The organism is Microvirga pakistanensis (assembly GCF_004458765.1).
GTDB lineage: Bacteria > Pseudomonadota > Alphaproteobacteria > Rhizobiales > Beijerinckiaceae > Microvirga > Microvirga pakistanensis.
In genome coordinates, this window is the sequence record NZ_SPJX01000645.1 from 16080 (window position 1) to 35833 (window position 19754).

A 19754-nucleotide genomic window follows, 5' to 3' on the forward strand; every position below is an offset into this window, starting at 1 on the left:
GAAGCTGCCCGGCTCCGCATGCTTGGCAGGTCACAGGTCGCAACTCGCAAGTCTCAACGGCAAATCGTTGAGCTCAGGAAAGGCATTTCGATGTTCCCAAGTCTCAACGGACCCGAGCTGTTAGCCCGTGATCTTGGAGATTTCAGCCCCAAGCCCACGACGGTCACGCCGGGACAGGTTGAGGCGAGCGCACTTCTCTGGCGTTCAGCCGACGGTCAGGTGTCGATGGGACTATGGGAGTGCACCGAAGGGCGATTCACCGCACGCAGGGACGAGGGAAACGAGATCTGCCATATTCTGCGCGGGCGGGTGACCCTCATCCATCCTGATAGTCGTGAGACGGATCATGGTCCCGGAGACCTATTTGTCCTGCCACAGGGATGGGTAGGGTCTTGGGTGATCCACGAGAGGACACGTAAGATTTATACGTTCCAAACCGTCACCGCTTGATACGAGGGCCTTTTGCGGCGCGATCCGCAAGGCCGATTGGCGTCACGATCATGCGACATGACCGTCGCGACGATTGATCCTCCAGCACTGAATACGACAGGAGGGCGGTCGATCTCCCAAGAGGAACGGCCGAAACAGTCGTAGATTCATAGCAGAAGGAAAAGGCCGTCCTGCGTGCATTGTGGTGCTCGGCACGACCGGCTCGTGCCAAGCTCCTGGGTGACATGCTTTCTCTCCTTGCAAAACAGGGCCCGCAGTTGCAATCGACGTGCATATCGTAAGAGCGGTCTGCCCAGCGACCGCTCCCCATCGTCCGAAGGCAGTCGCGTCTTCTTTCGAGACGCAACGCATCCGAACGTACCTGCATAAGAAATCGAATCCGCATCAAGCGCTCCCATGAACGGATGCCCTGATACCTCTGCACCATCATGAAAGCTGCGCGTGTTCGAATAATACACAGGATGTGTCTCAGACTCACGATTGACAGAAGACCGCGCATATCGTCTGCTGTCAGTTGTCAGATGACATATTCGGTCTGTAAGCACGAGGGCTCCTCATGATCACCGATCTTCGTCTTTCGCACTGTGCAGCCTCCCACGTGCACTATCCGTTCAGGTGTCTCGTTGCGTGGCATTCCTCCTGCAGGCTGGGAAGCAAGGCGTCGGTCACTCACCCGACCGATGCGGATCGAGGTGCCCATTACGAACAGCGTCCGGACATGGAGGGGGGATTCTGAGCATGGAGCTACCTGCGCTTAGAAAGCGTGAGATCTGCGTCATCGGCAACCTAAACGTCGATCTGTTGATCCGCGGGATGACATCCCTGCCCGAGTGGGGCCGTGAGGTTGTCGGAACCAGCCATCACGCCTTTCCGTCCGGGCAAGCCGGGTATCTCGCACTTGGTCTTGCGGCGTTGGAAGTGCCGGTGTCGGTGGTTGGGGTGGTCGGAGACGACGAAGCGGGCACCGGGATTGTTCGTGCATTGACCGACGCCCATGTGGATGCGACTGGAATCTCCAAGCTGAATGGGGAGCAGACGGGTCTGACGATTGCTCTCGTCAGGCCTGACGGTGAGCGCGCCTTCGTGTCGAACATCGGCTGCTCTGGATCTTTTTCTCCTGAGTTGGTGCAGCGGTCGGCTCATGTGATCGCCAGGGCCGGGCTCGTCGCCGTCGTTGGACTGTTCATGATCCCGAACCTCCCGATCACCCGTGTCCGCGAACTCTTTGCACAATGTCGACGTCGCGGCCAGCAAACCATGCTCGATACCGGGTGGGACCCCAAGGATTGGGGATCCCAAACACTTGACGATGTAAAAGCTCTTCTCTCCGAGGTGGATCTCTTCCTTCCCAACCTCGATGAGGCTCAGGCGATCACCGGCGAACACGATCCTGACGCTGCGCTGCGCGCCTTGTCGTCTCTCTGCGCCGGTTCCGTTATCATCAAATGCGGATCTGAAGGGAGTATTGCTCAACACGACGATGCAATCCTGAGACATCCGGCGTACGCCGTCACAGTGATTGACGCGGTCGGGGCAGGGGACTCGTTCGATGCAGGTCTCCTGGCAGCTCTTGCTGATGGCGGGACAATGGACGGGGCGATCCGACGTGCCCATGCATTCGCGGCTCTTTATGTTTCGAGAGAGTCCAACCGTTACGCCTGCCGAGCTGAGGTCGATACGTTTCTCGCAGACCAGCATCGTTCATTCGTGGAATCGGAGTAGAGGAATGACAGTCATTGATTTCCGCACATATCCTGTGCAGGTGAGGGAGCTGTACGAGCAGTCTCCCGGACTACGTGAGCCAGTCCGCAATATATTCGGATTCTATTGTTCGGCGCAGCCACTCTCTACTTTGATAAGGCAGCTTGATGAGGCGGGTGTCGACAAAGCTGTCCTTTCGACACTCGACTGCACAACGGCCCACGGCGCATCTGTCATACCCAACGAAAACATCGCGCGACTTGTCAGGACATCGGACCGCCTCATCGGCTTTGGATCGGTGGACCCGTCTGATTCCAACGCTTCGTCTGAACTCCGGGACGTAGTCAGGCAGTTCGACCTGAAGGGCCTCAATCTCGATCCTGCCCTTCAGCGTTTCTCCGTGAGGGACGAGAAAGTCTTTCCTGTTTACGCGGCAGCCGAGGATCTCGGCATTCCTGTCACGTTCCAAATGGGGCTAAACTGGGCGCCGCTGGCCCGCACGGGAGACGCTCGCCCGATAGACATCGAGGTCGTGGCGGACACCTTCCCCACGCTGCCAATCCTGATTGCTCACTGCGGTTGGCCCTGGGTGTATGAGGCGCTCGCCTTGGCCATCAAGTATCCAAATGTGCACCTCGACACCGCGGTACTCTACGGGGGGCGCCCGGAGTCAACTGTCAGAACGGTATTTGCCGAGCAGATCGGGCTCGACGTCGTTGAATCAAGCCTGAGGGAGAAGGTGATCTTCGCATCGGATTATCCGCGCGTGGATCCCAAGCGCGTCGTTCGCGCCGTGAAGATGCTGGGTTTGAGACCCGTGACGGAGAAGAAGATCCTCGGCGGAAATGCTGCTTCCCTGCTGAACTGGAAAGGCAAGCCATGAAATCGGTTGTTACACGTCTCGGGATTGAAACCAATCGCGACACTGAGGTGATCAATATCACGGACCGCGTAAGGGAGGCAGTGCAATCGAGCGGGGTCGTCAACGGTGTTGTGTACATCACCACGATGCACACGACCTCTGGAATCATCGTCAATGAAGGCTTGCCGGATGTTGAGGATGATCTCGTCGAAATGCTGCAGCGGCTGACACCGGAAATCGGCGACTATCGCCACCAACGGTTTCTGCCAAGCGACGGCCAGATGGCTGTCAACTCCGTATCCCACCAGCGGAGCCTCCTTGCGGGTATGCAGGTCTGCTTCCCCATTCAGGACGCCGCGATGGTGATGGGATCCCGGCAGACCATCTACTTCGCTGAGTTTGACGGCCCGCTCTATCGTGAGTTCGTGGTTCACACCTTCGGCGAATGAGCCGATCGGCAGGTCTTCTCCCAGCGTGAGGTGAGGAAGGATGACGGAAGCACTGCTCGAGGCCAAGGGGCTCGTGAAGCAATATGGACAAATCCGAGCCCTGCGCGGTGCGGACTTTTCCGTGTACTCCGGAGAAGTCGTCGCTCTCGTGGGAGACAACGGAGCCGGGAAGAGCACTCTTGTGAAGACCCTCTCGGGGGTCATAACACCAGACAGCGGCACCATCAAAATCGAGGGCGCGGCGGTCCAGGCGCTCACGCCGATCATGGCCCGGCAACTCGGGATAGAGACCGTCTATCAGGACCTGGCGCTGGCTCCGACGCTCGATCCGGTGGCCAATCTCTTCCTAGGGCGGGAGCTCCTGCGGAAGGGACTTGGCGGCCGTCTCGGGTTTCTGGACAAGCGGGCCATGCGCATGCAGGGCGAAGTCAAGTTTCGAGAGCTCGGAATTCGAATCCAGGACATGGCGTCACCTGTAAGCTCCATGTCCGGTGGACAACGCCAGGGCATTGCCGTCAGTCGCGCAGCAGCGTGGGCGAGCAAGATCATTTTTCTTGACGAGCCCACGGCGGCCCTCGGTGTCGTCCAAACCCGCAGTGTCCTCGACCTGATCCGGCGGGTCCGTGACACTGGTATCGGGGTCGTGTTGATCAGTCACAGTATGCCTGACGTGTTAGCTGTCTCCGACCGCATCGAGGTGTTGCGGCTGGGCCGGCGAGTTGCCCGCTTCAAGACCAGTAAGGTGACGACCGAGGATATAGTGGCTGCAATGACGGGCGCAACCGTACAGATGAGTGGCGACAATGACGAGCTATAATCCTCCCGGTGGATCTGCCGACGCGATAGAACCCCACGACCTGAGCACGCCTTCATCATTGTGGGATCGGCTTTCTCGCGGCCAGCTGACCTGGATTACCTTGATCCTCGTCATGATGGTAGGTCTGTTCTCCATTGTCGCGGGCCGGCCGTTCAGTTCGGTCGCGAATGTTCGCAATATTGCGACCGATGCGTGCATCTTGATGGTGATGGCGCTCGGAGAGTTGTTCGTCATCATAGCCGGCGGAATCGATCTATCCGTTGGCGCCGTGCTAGTCTTTTCAGGCGTCGTAGGGTGCGCGGTGATGAACGCCGTCGGCGGTGGTGGCGTAGGCGCGATTCTGGCTGGGGCCGTCGCGTCCGTCGCGGCAGGCAGCACATGGGGCTTAGTGAATGGACTGCTCGTCACGCGAGCCAAGATCTCGCCGTTGATTGCAACGCTCGGGACGTATGGAATGGCAATGGGCCTAGCCCTTGTCATATCCAATGGGATCGATCTTTCGGCGCCCGTCACGCTCGTGAAGACCCTCGGTGTTGGGCGAGTGTTCGGGGTGATCCCCTGGCTCGTGGTGGTTGCGACACTCGCGGCTGTCGCAATGGCCATACTCCTTAACCAGACCCGATTTGGCCGCCATGCCCTTGCTATCGGCGCAAGTGCGGCTGCGGCCGAGCGATCGGGCGTGAACGTCAGTCGCCACTTGATGAAGGTCTATACGTTATCCGGGACCCTCGCGGGGGTCGCTGCAATCATGTCACTTGCTCGGTTTGGCACCACGACCATCGGTGGTCATCTTGAAGACAACCTCAAAGTCATCACTGCAGTCGTTCTGGGCGGCGCGAGCCTTCTGGGTGGAATAGGAACCGTTCGTGGAACAGTCATCGGAACCTTGATCCCGGTCGTCTTGCTCAACGGCTTTGTCATCACTGGCATTCAGGCGTTCTGGCAGCAATTCGCGATCGGACTTGTCTTGATAGCAGCGGTCTATCTCGATCGGCGCAAGCAGGCGGGCCGGGATTAGCGGCTCGCCTTCTCGACGATTTCAGTTCCAGGAGGCGAGGGAACCTCCGGAAGGCACGGAAGTGCAACACAGGAAGGAAGATGACAATGCACAAGGTGGACCAAACCAGTAAGCTCATCTCGATGCTCTCTGCAAGCTCGATCGCCCTTGCCCTCGCTCTGGGCGGAGATAGTATTCATGCAGCTTCACAGGCGGCAGGAGCGGAGACGAAGCCGCTGAGGATTACCATGGTAGCGGGCGTCAAAGGCGATCCCTTTTACATCACGATGATGTGCGGCGCGAAGAAAGAGGCCGCCAAGGTAGGAGCCGTGCTCAACTTTCAGGCGCCGGAGTCATTCAGCCCGACCGACCAGATTCCAATCGTCAATGCGGTCGCGGCAGCACAGCCGGATATCATGCTTATCGCCCCGACACATGATACGGCGATGTATATTCCCATCCAGCAGGTGGCTGAAACGGGAACGAAGGTTGTGCTCGTGGACACGACCCTGCAGGACACCACTTCAACGGTCGCGCAAGTTTCAACTGACGATTACCAGGCTGGCGTTGCAGCTGCCAGGATCCTGCGGGATCTTACCGGAGGCAAGGGGCCGGTCCTTCTGCTCAACTTCCAGCCAGGCGTTTCAACGACGGAGGCCAGAGGCAAGGGCTTCCTCGAAGAGTCGAAGAAGCTGGGAGTGGATGTTCTTGGGGAGCAGTTCGGCGGAACGGACATCCAAAAGGGTTCCTCAATCGTGTCGGCTGTGCTTCAGCAGGCGCCAAATTTAGCTGGCATCTTCACGACAACAGACTTCGGCGCACAGGGAACTATCGCAGCCCTCCGTGCGGCACAGAAGCTCGGCGACGTGAAGGTTGTCGGGTTCGATGCCTCACCGATCATGGTGGAACAGCTTCAGGCGGGCGAAATCCAGGCGATTGTATCGCAGGAGGCTCAAAAGATCGGCGTCCTCGGGATCCAGCAAGGCATTAAAGCCGCGAAAGGGGAGGCAACGGAGGCGGGTCCGATTAAGGTGGGAACGATCACGCTCACCAAAGCCTCCATTGGATCGCCCGAAATTGCATCGGCGCTTCAGCAGACAAGCTGCCGCGACTAGCGACCAAGATTGGAACTCCGCTCAAACGAATGAAGCGTGTCGTCCGATTCCTTTGATCGAGCAACGGAGATTCGATCCCTGGCGAGGATCTCCGTTCACTTTGATCACATCGGATGAGGCGAAAGCGAGCGCCGGCCGCGTCTGAGCTGATAAACTTTCGGAGAGCGCACGGACGTGCCGCCGCAGCGTGGCATCTGTCCTATCCAGACGTAAGACTGCCACCTCACGACTGCAACCTGCCTTCCGTGGACGACAGGTTGCAGTCGCGAGGTAGGGAACCTGCGTTCTCCCCGGCAGGAGATCGACGCTGGCGATAAGGTTCCCCAGCGTCGGCGAGAATAAGCTGGGGAGGATTTGACCTGATCGATGAAGCTCAGCCAAGGGCGGCGCCTGATCGCCTATCCCTTGCCTCGCAAGCCTCTGCCGAGCACCGGTAGGGTCACCTGTGTTGAATCAGGGATTTGATCAATTCCAGGCTCTTTTGCATGGGAGGCAGCGGATCCAGCCAGTATTTCGGGCTTGTGAACTCAAGTGAGAGGCACCCCTTGTAGTCTGCCTTCTCCAGCGCCTGGAGATAGTCTTCCAACGGGAGAGTCCCATCACCCCAAGCAAGATGGCTGCCGTCCATGTCGCCGTCGATGAGATGAACATGGGCAAGTTTCTCACCGACAGCGGCGACGTAATCCGCAACTGTTTCACCGGCGACCGCCATTGCAACGGTATCCAGGATGGCCTTGACGGCGGGAGAGTTGATTTCGTCCATCATTCGCCGCAGGTCGCTGGCTGTGTTGATGATGTTCGACTCTGTGAGGGTCAAGGGCTCGAGAAGGAGATCGACGCCAAGGCCTTCAGCTCTCCTGGCTATGAGCGCTAGAGCGTCCGAAGAACGCTGCCAGGCAGGATCGGCATCCTCGTTCGCATAACCCCAGCCCGGTGTGACGAGCAGGTAGGGACTTTCGATCTCCACGCAAACGTTCAGACAATCTAGGAAGTATTTGATGCTGCGGTCCCGAAGGGTCTCTTCCTCAGATGCGATGTTGATCGGGTAGATACATTGCTCGGGCGTAAAGCAGACAACCTCAAGGCTGCGCTCGCGAACGGCTTTCTTCATGCGACGGGCCGCTTCGAGCGACTTGTCCTCAACATAAAAGTGCGGCGACGCCCCCCAAATTTCGATCTTCGTCAATCCCAGCGCAGCCGCGTCATTAAGAAACTGCGTAAGTGGGTGGCGGAAGTAATGAAAGTTCATTCCGCAAACGCGGGACGTATCGAGCGAAGCCATATTGGAATCCTTGGGATGCACGGGTGAAAAGGCACCCGACGTCGACGTTCGGCGCAGGGAACCGGATAAGGCTGGGGTTCGGAGTTCCAGCCCACAGCTCAAGGAGATCATAACTTGGTAGTATTACGTCAGACAAGTCCGGTTTGTTGAGAACAGCGGGCAGCGACGACGTCTGGTCGCAAAGGTTTGCAGGATCGCTCATTGGCTGCCGGCGAGAGCTGTGGATTGGTGCTCTCCGGCAGAGCACCTAGGCGGCGTTGCGAGGAGTGTTCTATTTGCGAACGAAACTAAAGGTGAAGCTGCTGCCCCGATGGTAGTCCTTGGCGAACACCACAGGAGCTCCATCCTGAGTGTAGGCTGTCTCGGTGATCAGGAATGCCGGGCCGAAGTCTTCGAGGTCGTTGCGCTCGCTGACGTCGGTTGGAAGCATCACCGAAGCAGCAGTGGCTGTGGACATCACCGGGCGGTGTCCATAGCTTTCAAGAACGTCGAACAATGATCCACCCCAGTCCACGTCATAGAGACGGTCGGGAATGAGAGAACGCGGCACGAAATCGAGGCAGTAAACAAGAACCTCTTCGCCCTGCATTCTCAGGCGTTCAAGTCTGATAACGCGTGTATCTGCATTGAGGCGCAATGCTTCCTGCACCTGACCCGCTGCTGTCTCTTCGGAAATTGACAAGACCTTGTTGGTTGGCTTGTAGCCATATCGACGCACCATATCGGTGACGCTTTCAAAGCACGTAATCGGGCGTTCGACAGCCAGTGTCGCCATGGCCGAAACGAAACGGCCCTTACCGTGAATCACATAGATGCTGCCATCCTGTTCAAGGAGTTTCAGCGCCTCACGGAGTGCTGGCCGCGAAATGTTGAACATCTGGGTGAATTCAGCCTCTGTCGGAAGGCGATCACCCGGTTTAAGTTCCTGTTCGCCGATATAGCTGATGATAGCGTCCCGCAGTTGGAGGACCAGCGTCCGCTCATCGCGCATAGGTGAGGTCAAAGACATTGAGGATTCAGTCTCCTGGCTAAGGGAGTTGTCAGGCAACTTACCAGATCAGACAACTTAACAGCAATTAAATATTTGCACACATCGATCGGAGCACCAGAGGACTTCCGATCGAGGTCCCGCGACCGCAGCGTTAGGTTGCAGAATCAGGCGGTCGTTGGAATGTGGAAGGCTTTCAGGGTGCTTGACAGGAATCTCGAAATAAGGTCAGTTGTCAGACGACTGGTGTGCCCGGTCAAGTTTCCTGTCCCTAGATGCCCACCTGTCTTAGAGGCTCCTCATGCTGAATTTTGACGAAGCGCGCTTTGTGCGTATCCAATCCGGCGCAGTAGCGCATGCCAACGGCATCCGCAGCGCCCTTGCCGCCTGCCTGGACCAGGGCGCAAAGAACCTCTTCTTTCTCGGCACGGGCGGTGCCGGCATCCTGATGATGCCTGCGGCCCAGCTCCTGCAGCGCAGCTCCACGTTTCCAACTTACCTGGAAATGCCGGCTGAACTCGTTCTGACCGGCCATCAGGCACTTGGACCGAATTCAATCGTGGTCATTCCCTCTCTCTCCGGCACTACCAAGGAAAGCGTGGAGGTGATGGAGTACTGCAAGGCCAAGGGCGCGAAAGTTATCAGCCTGATTGGTCACGCGGAGGCACCGCTGGCCAAGGGAGCCGATTATCCCTTCGTCAATTTCGCCGAAGACGATACCTCCTGCGAGTCCTTCTACCTGCAGTCGCTTCTGATTGCGCTCACAATCATGGACCTGCGCGGCGAGTATCCGGAGTATGTGAATACCGTCCAGGAGCTCGTGCGCCTGCCTCATGCATTGCTGGAGGTCAAGCGAGGTGTCGAAGAGCGCGCCGAGCGCTTTGCCGAGGAAATCAAGAATGAGCCCTACCACATCGTCACCGGAGCCGGGACAACGTGGCCCGAGGCGTTCTACTACGGCATGTGCATTCTTGAAGAAATGCAGTGGATCCGCACCCGTCCGGTGCATGCCTCCGACTTCTTCCACGGCACTCTGGAGCTGGTGGAAAAGGGCGTGAGCGTGCTGCTGTTCAAGGGCGAGGATGCTTCACGTCCGCTGGTCGAACGGGTGGAGCGCTTCCTGCCCGAGTATACGGACAAGATCCGAGTGCTCGATACAGCCGAGTTCGCGCTGCCGGGGATCTCGGAGAAGGTGCGGGCGCTGATCTCGCCCGTCGTGCTGGCTACGATCCTTGAACGGATCAGCGCACACTTGGAAGTAAAGCGCAATCACCCGCTTACGACCCGCCGATACTATAAGCGTGTCGCCTACTAAGGACAGATCCTCCAAAGACTGCGCCGGCGCCTTGCTCAATTGGCGCCGGCATTTTTCGGGAGACGGACACGATGAATGGTCTTGAGTTCGCAACCGTTGGAGACAATTGCATCGACCGGTTCATGCCGCCGGTGGGTCTCTCTCTCATCGGAGGAAATGCCGTCAATGTCGGAATTCAACTGAGCCGGCTCGGCCACCAGGTCGCCTACTTCGGCGCCGTGGGCGAGGATGAAGACGGCAGGCGTATGGTTGCTTGCTTCCGGGACAACCGCCTTGTGATCGATCACCTCCAGGTTCTGGATGGCATCACCGCCTATACGAATATCGACGTCGATGAGACTGGTGACCGCATTCTCAGCTTCGAGGAGTTCGGCGTCTGCAAAAAGTATCGGCCCAGCGAGTCCGATCTGCAGGTGCTTCTTAAGATTCGCCATGTCCACATAGGCTGGCTTAATGACGGCGGCGCGCTGCGACGGACTTTGAATGCCGCCGGCGTGAGCGCATCCCAGGATATTTCCGTGAATGCAGATCCGAACAACCTGAGTGTCGAGGGGCTTGAGGTTGCCTTCGCGTCAGCGGGGGCCAATCGCGAGCGAGCCGAGACTCTGCTCGGGGCGTTGCTCAATGGTGGCGCCAAACTCGCCGTCGTAACGTGCGGTTCCCTCGGCAGCATTGCGTCCGATGGGGTGCATCGGGCGGAAGCCGGCATTCGAGCGGTCGAGGTGGTGGACACCACGGGAGCCGGAGACAGCTTCATTGCCGGCTTCCTGTCCGGACGGGCCCGCGGAATGGATTTGCGTGGGTGTCTGGAGCTGGGACGCGACGTCGCTGCGCAGACCTGCACTCATGTAGGCGGATTTCCGCAGGAAACGCCGGGTCTCGTCCTCTGAGGTTCCATTCCGGCCCTCATGCCGAGCACCGATCCACTTGGACTTGTGACCGGACAGGAGGACTCTGTAGATGTAGGGTTCCGGAACAGCCTGTCGGAACACTGCCCTATGATCCATCAGCCCAACACCCTGCTGACGCAGATTGAAGCGACCCGGGACCACCTGAGCCGGTCCGAGGCTCGGGTGGCCGATTATGTCCTAAGCTTTCCGGCCAGCGTGCTGGAATTGTCCATCGAGGCGCTAAGCAAGGAGGCTGGTGTCAGCGAACCCACAGTGGCGCGGTTCTGCAAGTCGATCGGCTTCTCAGGCTTGAAGCAGTTCAAGATCCAGCTCGCCCGCAGCCTGGGCGGAGGCGTGCCCTTTGTTCATCAGGATGTGTCCGCCGATGATACGGTGGGGGCGGCGGCCGCCAAGGTCATTGATCGGTCCGTGAATGCCCTCATTGGCCTGCGGGATCGTCTCGACAGCAAGATCCTGAACTCCGCCGTGAAGACCTTGGCGCGCGCAAAACGGATTGAATTCTATGGTCAAGGCAACTCCGGGATCGTGGCGCTCGATGCGCAGCACAAGTTCTTCCGGCTCGGCATTCCGACAGTTGCCTATTCCGACCCTCATGTTCACGCCATGGCCGCATCGCTCCTGGGTCCCTCTGATGTGGTCGTAGCCATCTCCGCAGGTGGGCGGACGCTCGACCTGATCCGCTCGGTCGAGATCGCCCAGTCCGCCGGCGCGAAGATTATCGGGATTACGACCGGGGGCTCGCCGCTGAGTCAGCACTGCACCCTGACTCTAGCGACGGATGTTCAGGAGGATCCCAACATTTACTCGCCCATGACGTCGCGCCTGGTTCATCTGGCCATCATCGACATCCTGGCCGTTCTCGTGGCCCTCGAGCGTGGTCCCGAGCAGATCCGTTCCCTTGAGCGCGGCAAGAAAAGCGTGCGCGAGAAACGTTCTGTCACGTAAGGTTTTTGGTTGAAAGCTACATCGATATGTAGCAAAGCTAGATGAGTGTTCGCCTTGGTGTGTTGCGATGCTGGAGGAGAGGGCACATCGTGATGATGCGCATTTTCTAGAGGTTCGGGTCTGATGATACCAAAGCCATCGATGCTGCCCCTGCCGGAGCGAACTCCCGTTCCCATCTTCGATCTCGTGATCATCGGAGCGAGCGGGGATCTTGCGATCAGGAAGCTATTCCCGGCGCTTGTACGGCGTATTGCCGAGGGTGTCATTCCTCCAGAGAGCAGGATCATCGGTGTCGTGCGCTCAGGGGAAAGTGAAGAGGACCTCAGGTACAGCGTCGGATCGCGTCTCAGGGAGCAGGGACTCGCAGAGGACGAGGTCGCTCAATTCCTGCAGCACCTCTCCTTCGTGCAGGCCGACATTGCGGATCCGTCGACACTGTCGACCTTGTCTGCTCGTCTTGATGATCCCGAGCGCGTCCGCGCCTTCTATCTCGCGACACCTCCAAATCTTTTCATTCCGGCGAGCCGCGCTCTCAAGCAGGCGGGGCTGCTTGATGGTGATAGTCGCCTAATTCTCGAGAAACCGCTCGGCCACGACCTCGCTTCGGCAAAAGCCATCAATGATGCCGTGGCCGAAGTACTGCCGGAAAGCCGCACTTACCGCATCGATCATTATCTGGGCAAAGAAACCGTTCAGAACCTGCTGGTGCTGCGTTTCGCCAACAGTCTGTTCGAGCGCTCATGGTCCCAGCGGGATATCGACCATGTGCAGATCACTGCGGCAGAGACGGTCGGCCTTGAACAGCGGGCGGGCTACTATGATCATGTTGGTGCGCTGCGTGACATGGTACAGAATCATGTGCTCCAACTCCTGTGCTTGTTTGCGATGGAGCCGCCGAACACCCTCGATGCAGATGCCGTGCGCGACGAAAAGGTGCGCGTCCTGCGCGCCCTGCGCCCCATTGTGGGGCCGGAGGTCCTTCGACGGACGGTGCGCGGGCAGTACGTCGCCGGCTCCGTCGAGGGACGATCCGTACCGGGATATACCGATGAGCTGGGACGCGACAGCGGCACTGAGACGTTCACGGCCTTGCGGTGCGAACTTGATACCTGGCGGTGGGGAGGAGTTCCGATCTACCTTCGTTCCGGCAAACGGATGGGTGCACGGTTCTCAGAGATCGTGGTGACGTTCAAAGCGGTCCCCCATTCGATCTTCAAGGCCAACGATCTACGCACTCACCCTGAGCCGAACCGGCTCGTCATTCGCGTGCAGCCGAATGATGGTGTCCAGCTTCAGTTCATGATGAAAGTTCCTGGCAGCGGACGACTCAAGCTCGTGCCGCGCACCCTCGATCTGCGGTACGAGACGGCTTTTGGGGAGCGGACCCCTGATGCTTATGAGCGCCTGCTGACCGATGTCATTAGGGGCGATCAAACCCTTTTCATGCGCCGTGACGAGGTCGAGGCAGCCTGGAGCTTCGTCGATCCGATCATCGAAGGATGGAAAGAATACTATCCCGTTCCTCATCGCTATGTCGCCGGAACATCGGGTCCCTCGCAGGCCGTTGGCCTCATCGAACGTGATGGCCGCAGCTGGGTGGAGCCGGAGCTGCACTTTGGGTAACAGCTTTCTTGATCTCGTCCGTAAACCATCTCTGGCCTCCTTGTCCGATGCTCTTGCGGGCGACGTGGCAGCGATGCTCAGGCAGGCTGTGGAGGAGCGAGGGCGTGCGACCCTCGCGGTCCCGGGAGGCACGACACCGCGTGCTTTTCTGGCGTCCTTAAGCCATCACGATCTGCCTTGGGACCGGATCGCGGTGTTGCCGACCGATGAGCGTGACGTTGCCGCCGATGACCTGCGGTCGAACGAGCGCATGATCCTCGAGAACCTCCCGGGCGCCACCAAATCTTTAATCCCCCTGCGGAGGAACGACATGGCGCTCGAAGCGGCAGCCGTCGAACTGTCGCGACACATCAAGCCTTTCTGCCCACTTGATGTCGTCGTGATCGGCATGGGAAGCGATGCCCACGTCGCGTCTCTGTTTCCCGGGGATGACAGGCTAGCCGGAGGATCGGCTGAAAGAGGGCAGGCGGTCCTTGCCGCTCGACCAACTCAGCTGGAGCCCAGGCTTTCCCTCGGGCCCACAGCATTGATGGAGGCGCGATGGAAGGCTCTCCTCATTGCGGGTGAGGAGAAGGAGGCGGTGCTATCGCGTGCGTTGCAAACGTTGGACCCCGTCAGCCAACCGGTTACGCTTCTCTTCCTGGAGGGAACAGTGCCGAGAATCTATTGGGCACCGGGATAACCGTAATCAAATCACATCCTCCCCGGGTTATTCTGCATGGCTCATCGGGCTTGAGTCGCTGATCTTCATAGGTAGCAGCATGTCATTTGTGCAAACATCAAAGGCGCTCCAAGACGTGGCAGCTCGGATCCGCGAGCGATCGGCCGATCTCAGGGCCGAGTATCTTCATCACATCGAAGAGGTGCGTCGCACCGCTCCGCCGAGGCGCAAGCTCTCTTGTGGCAACATCGCCCATGTCGCGGCAGCCTGCCCGGCTGGGGACAAGATAGCGATAGCCCAGGGAATGGCTCCCAACCTGGGAATCGTGACCGCCTACAACGACATGCTCTCCGCGCATCAGCCCTTCAAGACCTATCCCGATCTCATCAAGGATGCGGCGCGTGCGCTAGGGGCGACGGCTCAGGTAGCAGGCGGAGTGCCGGCCATGTGCGACGGCGTGACACAAGGCCAGCCCGGTATGGAGCTGTCCCTGTTCTCTCGCGACGTGATCGCGATGGCTACCGCGATTTCGCTGTCCCACAATGTCTTCGACGGGTCGCTCATGCTGGGCGTCTGCGACAAGATCGTTCCTGGACTCGTGATCGGGGCACTCTCGTTCGGACATCTACCAACAGTGTTCGTGCCTGCAGGACCCATGCCCACCGGGGCGTCGAACGACGAGAAGACTAGGGTCCGTCAGGCCTATGCCGCCGGCGAAGTTGGCCGTGAGGCGCTACTCGCTTCTGAAATGAAGAGCTACCATTCGCCTGGAACCTGCACCTTCTACGGCACGGCCAACTCCAATCAAATGATCATGGAGATCATGGGCCTCCATGTGCCGGGCGCCGCGTTCGTTCAGCCTGGAACGCCGCTGCGCGATGCGCTGACGCGCGCGGCTGTGCGGTATGTGATCAATGCGGTCAATGCGCCATCAGAAGCAAGGGGCATCGGCGAGATTCTCGACGAGAGATCCTTCGTGAATGCCATCGTGGGCCTGCATGCGACGGGGGGCTCCACAAACCATCTCCTTCATCTTGTCGCCATGGCGCGTGCCGCCGGCATCGTCATCACCTGGGAAGACTTTTCCGATCTGTCTGCCGTCGTGCCGCTACTAGCCCGGATATATCCCAATGGCCCGGCCGACGTGAACCAGTTCCACGTGGCCGGCGGTATCGCTTTCGTGGTGCGTGAACTGCTTCGTGGTGGGCTTCTGTTCCGCGATGTGACGACCATCTCCGGCGATGACCTGACCGCTTACACGAGAGAGCCTTTCTTAATGGATGGAGAGCTTGCTTATCGCGATCTGCCCAACGAGGTGCTCGCTCCCTCGATCATTCGCTCCATCGACGATCCCTTCCAGCCGACAGGCGGATTGGCGGTGCTGGACGGAAATCTTGGCCGAGCCGTCGTGAAGACGTCCGCCCTGCGCCAGGACAATCTGTCCCTGAGGGCGCCTGCTCGCGTATTCGACGACCAGGATGACTTCCTCGCAGCCTTCAAGGCAGGTGAGTTTCAGCAGGATGTAGTCGTCGTCGTGCGCGGGCAGGGACCGAAGGCTAATGGCATGCCTGAGCTGCACGGCATGATGCCCGCATTCGGCGCCCTGGAGAGCAGGGGGCTGCGTGTGGCGCTCGTCACCGATGGGCGTCTCTCCGGCGCTTCCGGCAAGATCCTCAGCGCCCTGCATGTCACGCCTGAAGCCGCCGATGGCGGGGCAATCGGCCTCATTCAGGACGGTGATCTTGTAACCATCGACACGGCCCAGGGCTCCCTCGACGTGGCTGTTGATCCGGCCGTGCTGGCAACCCGCGCGCCGGCCCGGGCCAATGCCGCTGCGCCACTGACCCTCGGTCGAGACCTGTTCTCGATCTTCCGTGCCTCGGTCGGCCGGGCCGATCAAGGAGCGGCCTCGCTCTGGGCCGAAACCACCTGACGGCATCTCCATCAAGGAGCCTCTAACGATCATAAGAAAACTCCCCGGCTTCACGCCGGGGAGTTTTTCTCTGCGGTTCGAAGGAGTGACGCGGGCAAGCCGCAGCCCCTGAGCTTACTTCGCCTTGTCCATGAGTTCCTGCAGGCCCCTCGCGGCCGCGGCAATCGCCTGCTCCGGACTGGCTTGGCCCGCGCTGGCGAGCGACACCTGCGTGCCCAGCACGTCCTCGTACTGCGCGGAGTAGAGGAAGATTGGAAAGCTAATGCCCGTGTTGATCAAGGCCTGGACATCCTTGTAGTGCGGGTATTTCGCAAGCACGTCCTTGTTCAGGAAGATTTCCTTGCGGGTCGGAGCATGGCCCATCATGGTAAGCCTGAGCTCGGTCTCGGGGCTCTGGATCCAGGAAATAAACGTCCAGGCGGCTTCCTGCTCCTCAGGCGTCGTGGCCTTCGGGATCGACCAGCCCCAAGCGCCTGTGAGGCCGACGCCGCCGGGCATCTTCGTGAGCTTCATCTTGCCCTTCACGGCCGGGCAGCGCTCGTCCAGCTGCGGCTGGAAATACCAGAAGGTCACCATGCTGAAGGTCTTACCTTCGCACATGAGGCGCATAGTGTCGTCGAGATTGGCAGTCAGAGCGCCCTGCTGCGCCGCGTTCTGCACCATGTCGGCATAGAGCTTCAAGGCCTTGCGGGCCTCGGGGCTGTCGAGCACGACCTTGCCGTTGTCGTCGAGGTACCGGCCGCCGGTAGCGAAGAGATAGCTTGAGAATTCCATGCTGTTTGGATCGCCGCGCTGAGCCTGCATGGCGGCTCCCTCCATGCCGGCATTCTTCTTCATCCACTTGGCGAGCTCAACGTACTCTTCGAGGTTCGCCGGGAAGGTCAGATCCTTGCCGGTGCTGGACTTGTACTTGGTCTTGATATCGGGGTTGTCGAGAATGTCGGTCCGGTACACGAAACCCATCGTGTAGCTGTATTGGGGAATGACGCGAACCTTCTCTCGTTGATCTCCGAAAGCCTGCATCATCGAGGGCTCGAAAGTGGAGAGATCAAACTTGGTCTTGGCCGCGAAGGGCTTGAGATCGATCGTCCAGTCGGCCTTGGAAAACTCGCCAGCCCAGAGGTAATCCACGGCAAGGACGTTGTAGTAGCTCTGTGGGGACGTGAGCTGTGTCACGAGCTTGTCGTGCATCTCGGGGTAGGAGATCTTCTCCAGCTCGACTGTGATCCCCGTCTGCATTTTGAAGTCAGGAAGAACGGATTCGATGAACCCAGCCTCGGCGACATCCTCGATCAGGAGGCGCAGGGTAGGCTTCTCCTCAGCAAGAGCGGGAGTCATCGCGGACGCGAGCGCCGCGAGTGCAACTCCTCCTGCGAGCAAAGTTGTCTTCAATGTCATGAGATTGTCCTCTGGGTTTTTGAAGCTGTCATTCGCTTCTGTGGTATCTGCCTGGCTCTGCGGAGCCGTGCGGATTCATTGGGCTGCCGGTGCAGCCGGCGATATAGGAACGAAGCAGGAAATCGGACCACGGGCGCGACGCGGGAGCAGGCCCGCCGGACAGGCGAGACGGAACGTCAGCACGGGCGAGTCGCGTTCCAAACACCATCAAGACCCTGAAATAAGCATCAGACGTCAGATAACATAGGGTTCCCTAGAGTTATCAAACTGTCAAGCACGAGAGTGGGGCAAAACGCTCAAATGATGTGCTGGCGCAGCAGGATGTCAGTATTCAACGGAGAATAAGATCCAGATTTGGTGGCTTCTTGTCGACATACGATCGGGCGAGGCGCCATCTTGGTTGACGTCTCGGCAAGATCTATGAAACAATCGAGAAGTCAGACGTCTATCCGTTAGCCTGCTGAAATGTCATGAAGGCATTTACGGCGTGGCCTCCGTCCTGGCCTTTTAATCTGCCGCTTCACGTCCTGCCATCTGAGTAAGAACATGAGCTCCCTGAACGCCTCCAAGATCTGTGCAAGCAATTTCAGCTATTTCCGCTTCCCGCTCACGCGCTTCCTCGACGACGTGGTTTCGCTCGACGTGAACGTGGTCGAACTTTGGGGAGCGGCTCCTCACCTCTATGTCGATGACGCAACATCCGCGGATCTAAGAGCAATCAAGAACGAGATCGCGCAGCGAGGGTTGAAGCTCGCGTGCTTCACACCCGAGCAGTGCATCTACCCTATCAATATCGCCGCCATCGAAAACGTCATCCGTGAACGCAGCGTCGACTATTTTTACAAGTGTCTCGACGTCACGGCAGAGCTCGATGCGCCTTACCTCTTCTTGACGTCAGGGTGGGGTTATGCGGATGAGGATCCTGCTGAGAGCTGGAAGCGCTCTGTCGATTCGATTGCCAGAATCGCCCGCCATGCGGAAGAGCGGGGCGTCGTGATGGTGCTGGAGGCGCTCCAGCCCTGCGAGTCGAATATCGTCATCGACTCCGATGGGGTGAAACGCATGATCGACACGATCAACTCCCCCAGCCTGAAAGCCGCCCTGGACACCGTCGGCATGGCGGTGGCCGGTGAGACGCCGAAGGACTATACAGCGAAGTTCGGACGTGACTTACTGCACGCGCATTTCATCGACGGCGAGCCAGCTGGCCATTCGGCGTGGGGCGAAGGTAACCTGCCCTTGAAGCAGTATCTGCAGGAACTCATTGAGGGTGATTATCAGGGTTATTTGTCGTTCGAGTTCCTTGGTCCACGCTATTGGCTCGATCCCATTGCCCCCGTGCGCAAGAGCGTGGATGCCATTCGCTCCGCTCTCAAGGAACTCGGCCGCTGAGCAGGGGGTACTGCGATTGACGATCAGCCGCTTCTCCGTGCCAGCAGAGGAGCGGCAAATCCGCTGGCGATGATGAGCGCCGATCCCACCAGCACCCCGAGATCGGGTCTGCCTGCAAACAGCAGCGTGTCGAAGCAGATGGCAATCGGCATCTGAATGTAATTCGCCGGAGCGACGAAAACGATCGGCGCCATACGAAAGGCGCGCACCAGCATGAAGTGGCCAACGCCAAGGCTCAGGCCTCCAGCGACCACGACCAGCAGCGCGGTTATACTGAACTCGGCCAGAGCAGGAATTCCGCTTTTCAAGCTGGCAACGATCACGATCAGCAGAATGCTGGCCACTAGAGCCGAATCACTCTCGTTTTGAGGCATGCGCCGTAGCACCACCACCGATGCCGAATACATAAGGGCAGACAGGACGACGGCCGCGTGCCCTATATCCAATGCCTTGAAGCCGGGACGGAGGACCAGCAGAACTCCCAGAAAGCCGAAAACCACCATGGCCCAGCCCGACAGCCGGACCTTCTCCTTCAGGAAGAGAGCGCCGAGCAGCGTGATCAGCATGGGAGACAGGAAGACCAGCGAATACACCTCCGACAACGGCAGCCGGGCATAGGCGTCGTAAAGCAGGAGGAGCTCGCCTGCCATGAGGGCGGCACGGATGAAGGAGGCCACCGGATAGCGCGGCAGGATCGTCCTGAGACCACCGGTGGTGATCGCAAGCCAGATGATCGGCAGCATGGCCACCAATGCCATGAGCAAGGAGACGCCCGGCACCGGTACGGTCTGCGAGGCGAGCTTCACGGCGATGTCCGAGAGCGAGAAGAAAACGAAGGCCCCAAGCCCTGTTAGGGCGCCTCGCTGCACTGTGCCTCCCGAAGCGGCTTCTTGGATGATGCTCACGATTCTGGGT

18 protein-coding genes are annotated in these 19754 nt (G+C 59.1%); 14 read left to right on the top strand and 4 right to left on the bottom strand.

Features of this window, described 5'->3' with window-relative positions:
* Positions 1 to 90 precede the first annotated feature (90 nt).
* The 7 genes from E4K09_RS30785 to E4K09_RS24485 all read left to right on the top strand — a co-directional run bounded on the left by E4K09_RS30785 (position 91) and on the right by E4K09_RS24485 (position 6391).
* On the top strand, positions 91 to 450 hold the full coding sequence (locus E4K09_RS30785; RefSeq protein ID WP_134500250.1) for a cupin domain-containing protein: 360 nt from the start codon (positions 91 to 93) through the stop codon (positions 448 to 450).
* Between the two features lie 627 nt (positions 451 to 1077).
* Entirely contained in the window at positions 1078 to 2172 is a 1095-nt protein-coding gene (locus tag E4K09_RS24460; RefSeq protein WP_134500251.1) for a carbohydrate kinase family protein, read from the top strand.
* Positions 2173 to 2176: 4 nt separating this feature from the next.
* Positions 2177 to 3034 (top strand): amidohydrolase family protein, encoded by an 858-nt coding sequence (locus tag E4K09_RS24465; RefSeq protein ID WP_166802498.1) that lies wholly within the window; start codon positions 2177 to 2179, stop codon positions 3032 to 3034.
* Positions 3031 to 3462 (top strand): secondary thiamine-phosphate synthase enzyme YjbQ, encoded by a 432-nt coding sequence (locus E4K09_RS24470; protein WP_134500253.1) that lies wholly within the window; start codon positions 3031 to 3033, stop codon positions 3460 to 3462. Before E4K09_RS24465 ends, E4K09_RS24470 begins: the two co-directional genes overlap by 4 nt.
* A gap of 40 nt (positions 3463 to 3502) precedes the next feature.
* Entirely contained in the window at positions 3503 to 4279 is a 777-nt protein-coding gene (locus tag E4K09_RS24475) for an ATP-binding cassette domain-containing protein (protein ID WP_134500254.1), read from the top strand.
* Complete coding sequence (locus tag E4K09_RS24480; RefSeq protein ID WP_134500255.1) at positions 4266 to 5297, top strand: ABC transporter permease; 1032 nt, start codon at positions 4266 to 4268, stop codon at positions 5295 to 5297. The genes E4K09_RS24475 and E4K09_RS24480 overlap by 14 nt, the downstream gene beginning before the upstream one ends.
* 86 nt (positions 5298 to 5383) lie before the next feature.
* A complete protein-coding gene (locus E4K09_RS24485; protein WP_166802499.1) occupies positions 5384 to 6391 on the top strand; it encodes an ABC transporter substrate-binding protein in 1008 nt (335 codons plus the stop codon).
* Positions 6392 to 6830: 439 nt separating this feature from the next.
* Here the strand turns inward: E4K09_RS24485 and E4K09_RS24490 are convergent, their stop codons facing one another.
* Entirely contained in the window at positions 6831 to 7673 is an 843-nt protein-coding gene (locus tag E4K09_RS24490) for a sugar phosphate isomerase/epimerase family protein (RefSeq protein WP_166802500.1), read from the bottom strand.
* A gap of 271 nt (positions 7674 to 7944) precedes the next feature.
* Positions 7945 to 8676, bottom strand: coding sequence for a UTRA domain-containing protein (locus tag E4K09_RS24495; RefSeq protein ID WP_134500296.1), 732 nt, complete (start codon positions 8674 to 8676; stop codon positions 7945 to 7947).
* Between the two features lie 286 nt (positions 8677 to 8962).
* Between E4K09_RS24495 and E4K09_RS24500 the strand changes: the two genes are divergently transcribed.
* From E4K09_RS24500 to edd, 6 genes are all read left to right on the top strand, one after another.
* Positions 8963 to 9976 (top strand): SIS domain-containing protein, encoded by a 1014-nt coding sequence (locus tag E4K09_RS24500; RefSeq protein ID WP_134500258.1) that lies wholly within the window; start codon positions 8963 to 8965, stop codon positions 9974 to 9976.
* A 71-nt stretch (positions 9977 to 10047) separates the two neighbouring features.
* Positions 10048 to 10866: a PfkB family carbohydrate kinase gene (locus E4K09_RS24505; RefSeq protein WP_134500259.1), complete on the top strand. Its 819-nt coding sequence runs from the start codon at positions 10048 to 10050 to the stop codon at positions 10864 to 10866.
* Between the two features lie 108 nt (positions 10867 to 10974).
* Positions 10975 to 11832 (top strand): SIS domain-containing protein, encoded by an 858-nt coding sequence (locus E4K09_RS24510; RefSeq protein ID WP_134500260.1) that lies wholly within the window; start codon positions 10975 to 10977, stop codon positions 11830 to 11832.
* 141 nt (positions 11833 to 11973) lie between these two features.
* The gene (gene zwf / locus E4K09_RS24515; protein ID WP_134500261.1) at positions 11974 to 13455 is read left to right on the top strand and encodes a glucose-6-phosphate dehydrogenase; all 1482 of its coding nucleotides are present in this window, start codon (positions 11974 to 11976) and stop codon (positions 13453 to 13455) included.
* Complete coding sequence (pgl, locus tag E4K09_RS24520) at positions 13448 to 14137, top strand: 6-phosphogluconolactonase (protein WP_166802501.1); 690 nt, start codon at positions 13448 to 13450, stop codon at positions 14135 to 14137. Before zwf ends, pgl begins: the two co-directional genes overlap by 8 nt.
* A gap of 79 nt (positions 14138 to 14216) precedes the next feature.
* On the top strand, positions 14217 to 16049 hold the full coding sequence (edd, locus tag E4K09_RS24525; protein WP_134500263.1) for a phosphogluconate dehydratase: 1833 nt from the start codon (positions 14217 to 14219) through the stop codon (positions 16047 to 16049).
* A 114-nt stretch (positions 16050 to 16163) separates the two neighbouring features.
* Here the strand turns inward: edd and E4K09_RS24530 are convergent, their stop codons facing one another.
* Positions 16164 to 17447 carry an extracellular solute-binding protein gene (locus E4K09_RS24530; protein WP_134500264.1) on the bottom strand — a complete coding sequence of 428 codons (1284 nt, stop codon included), beginning with the start codon at positions 17445 to 17447 and terminating at the stop codon, positions 16164 to 16166.
* 546 nt (positions 17448 to 17993) lie between these two features.
* Here E4K09_RS24530 and E4K09_RS24535 point away from each other — a divergent pair.
* On the top strand, positions 17994 to 18839 hold the full coding sequence (locus E4K09_RS24535; protein ID WP_134500265.1) for a sugar phosphate isomerase/epimerase family protein: 846 nt from the start codon (positions 17994 to 17996) through the stop codon (positions 18837 to 18839).
* Positions 18840 to 18862: 23 nt separating this feature from the next.
* Here E4K09_RS24535 and E4K09_RS24540 read toward each other — a convergent pair whose 3' ends face one another.
* Positions 18863 to 19744, bottom strand: a complete 882-nt coding sequence (locus E4K09_RS24540; protein ID WP_166802502.1) for a DMT family transporter — start codon at positions 19742 to 19744, stop codon at positions 18863 to 18865.
* Positions 19745 to 19754 lie beyond the last annotated feature (10 nt).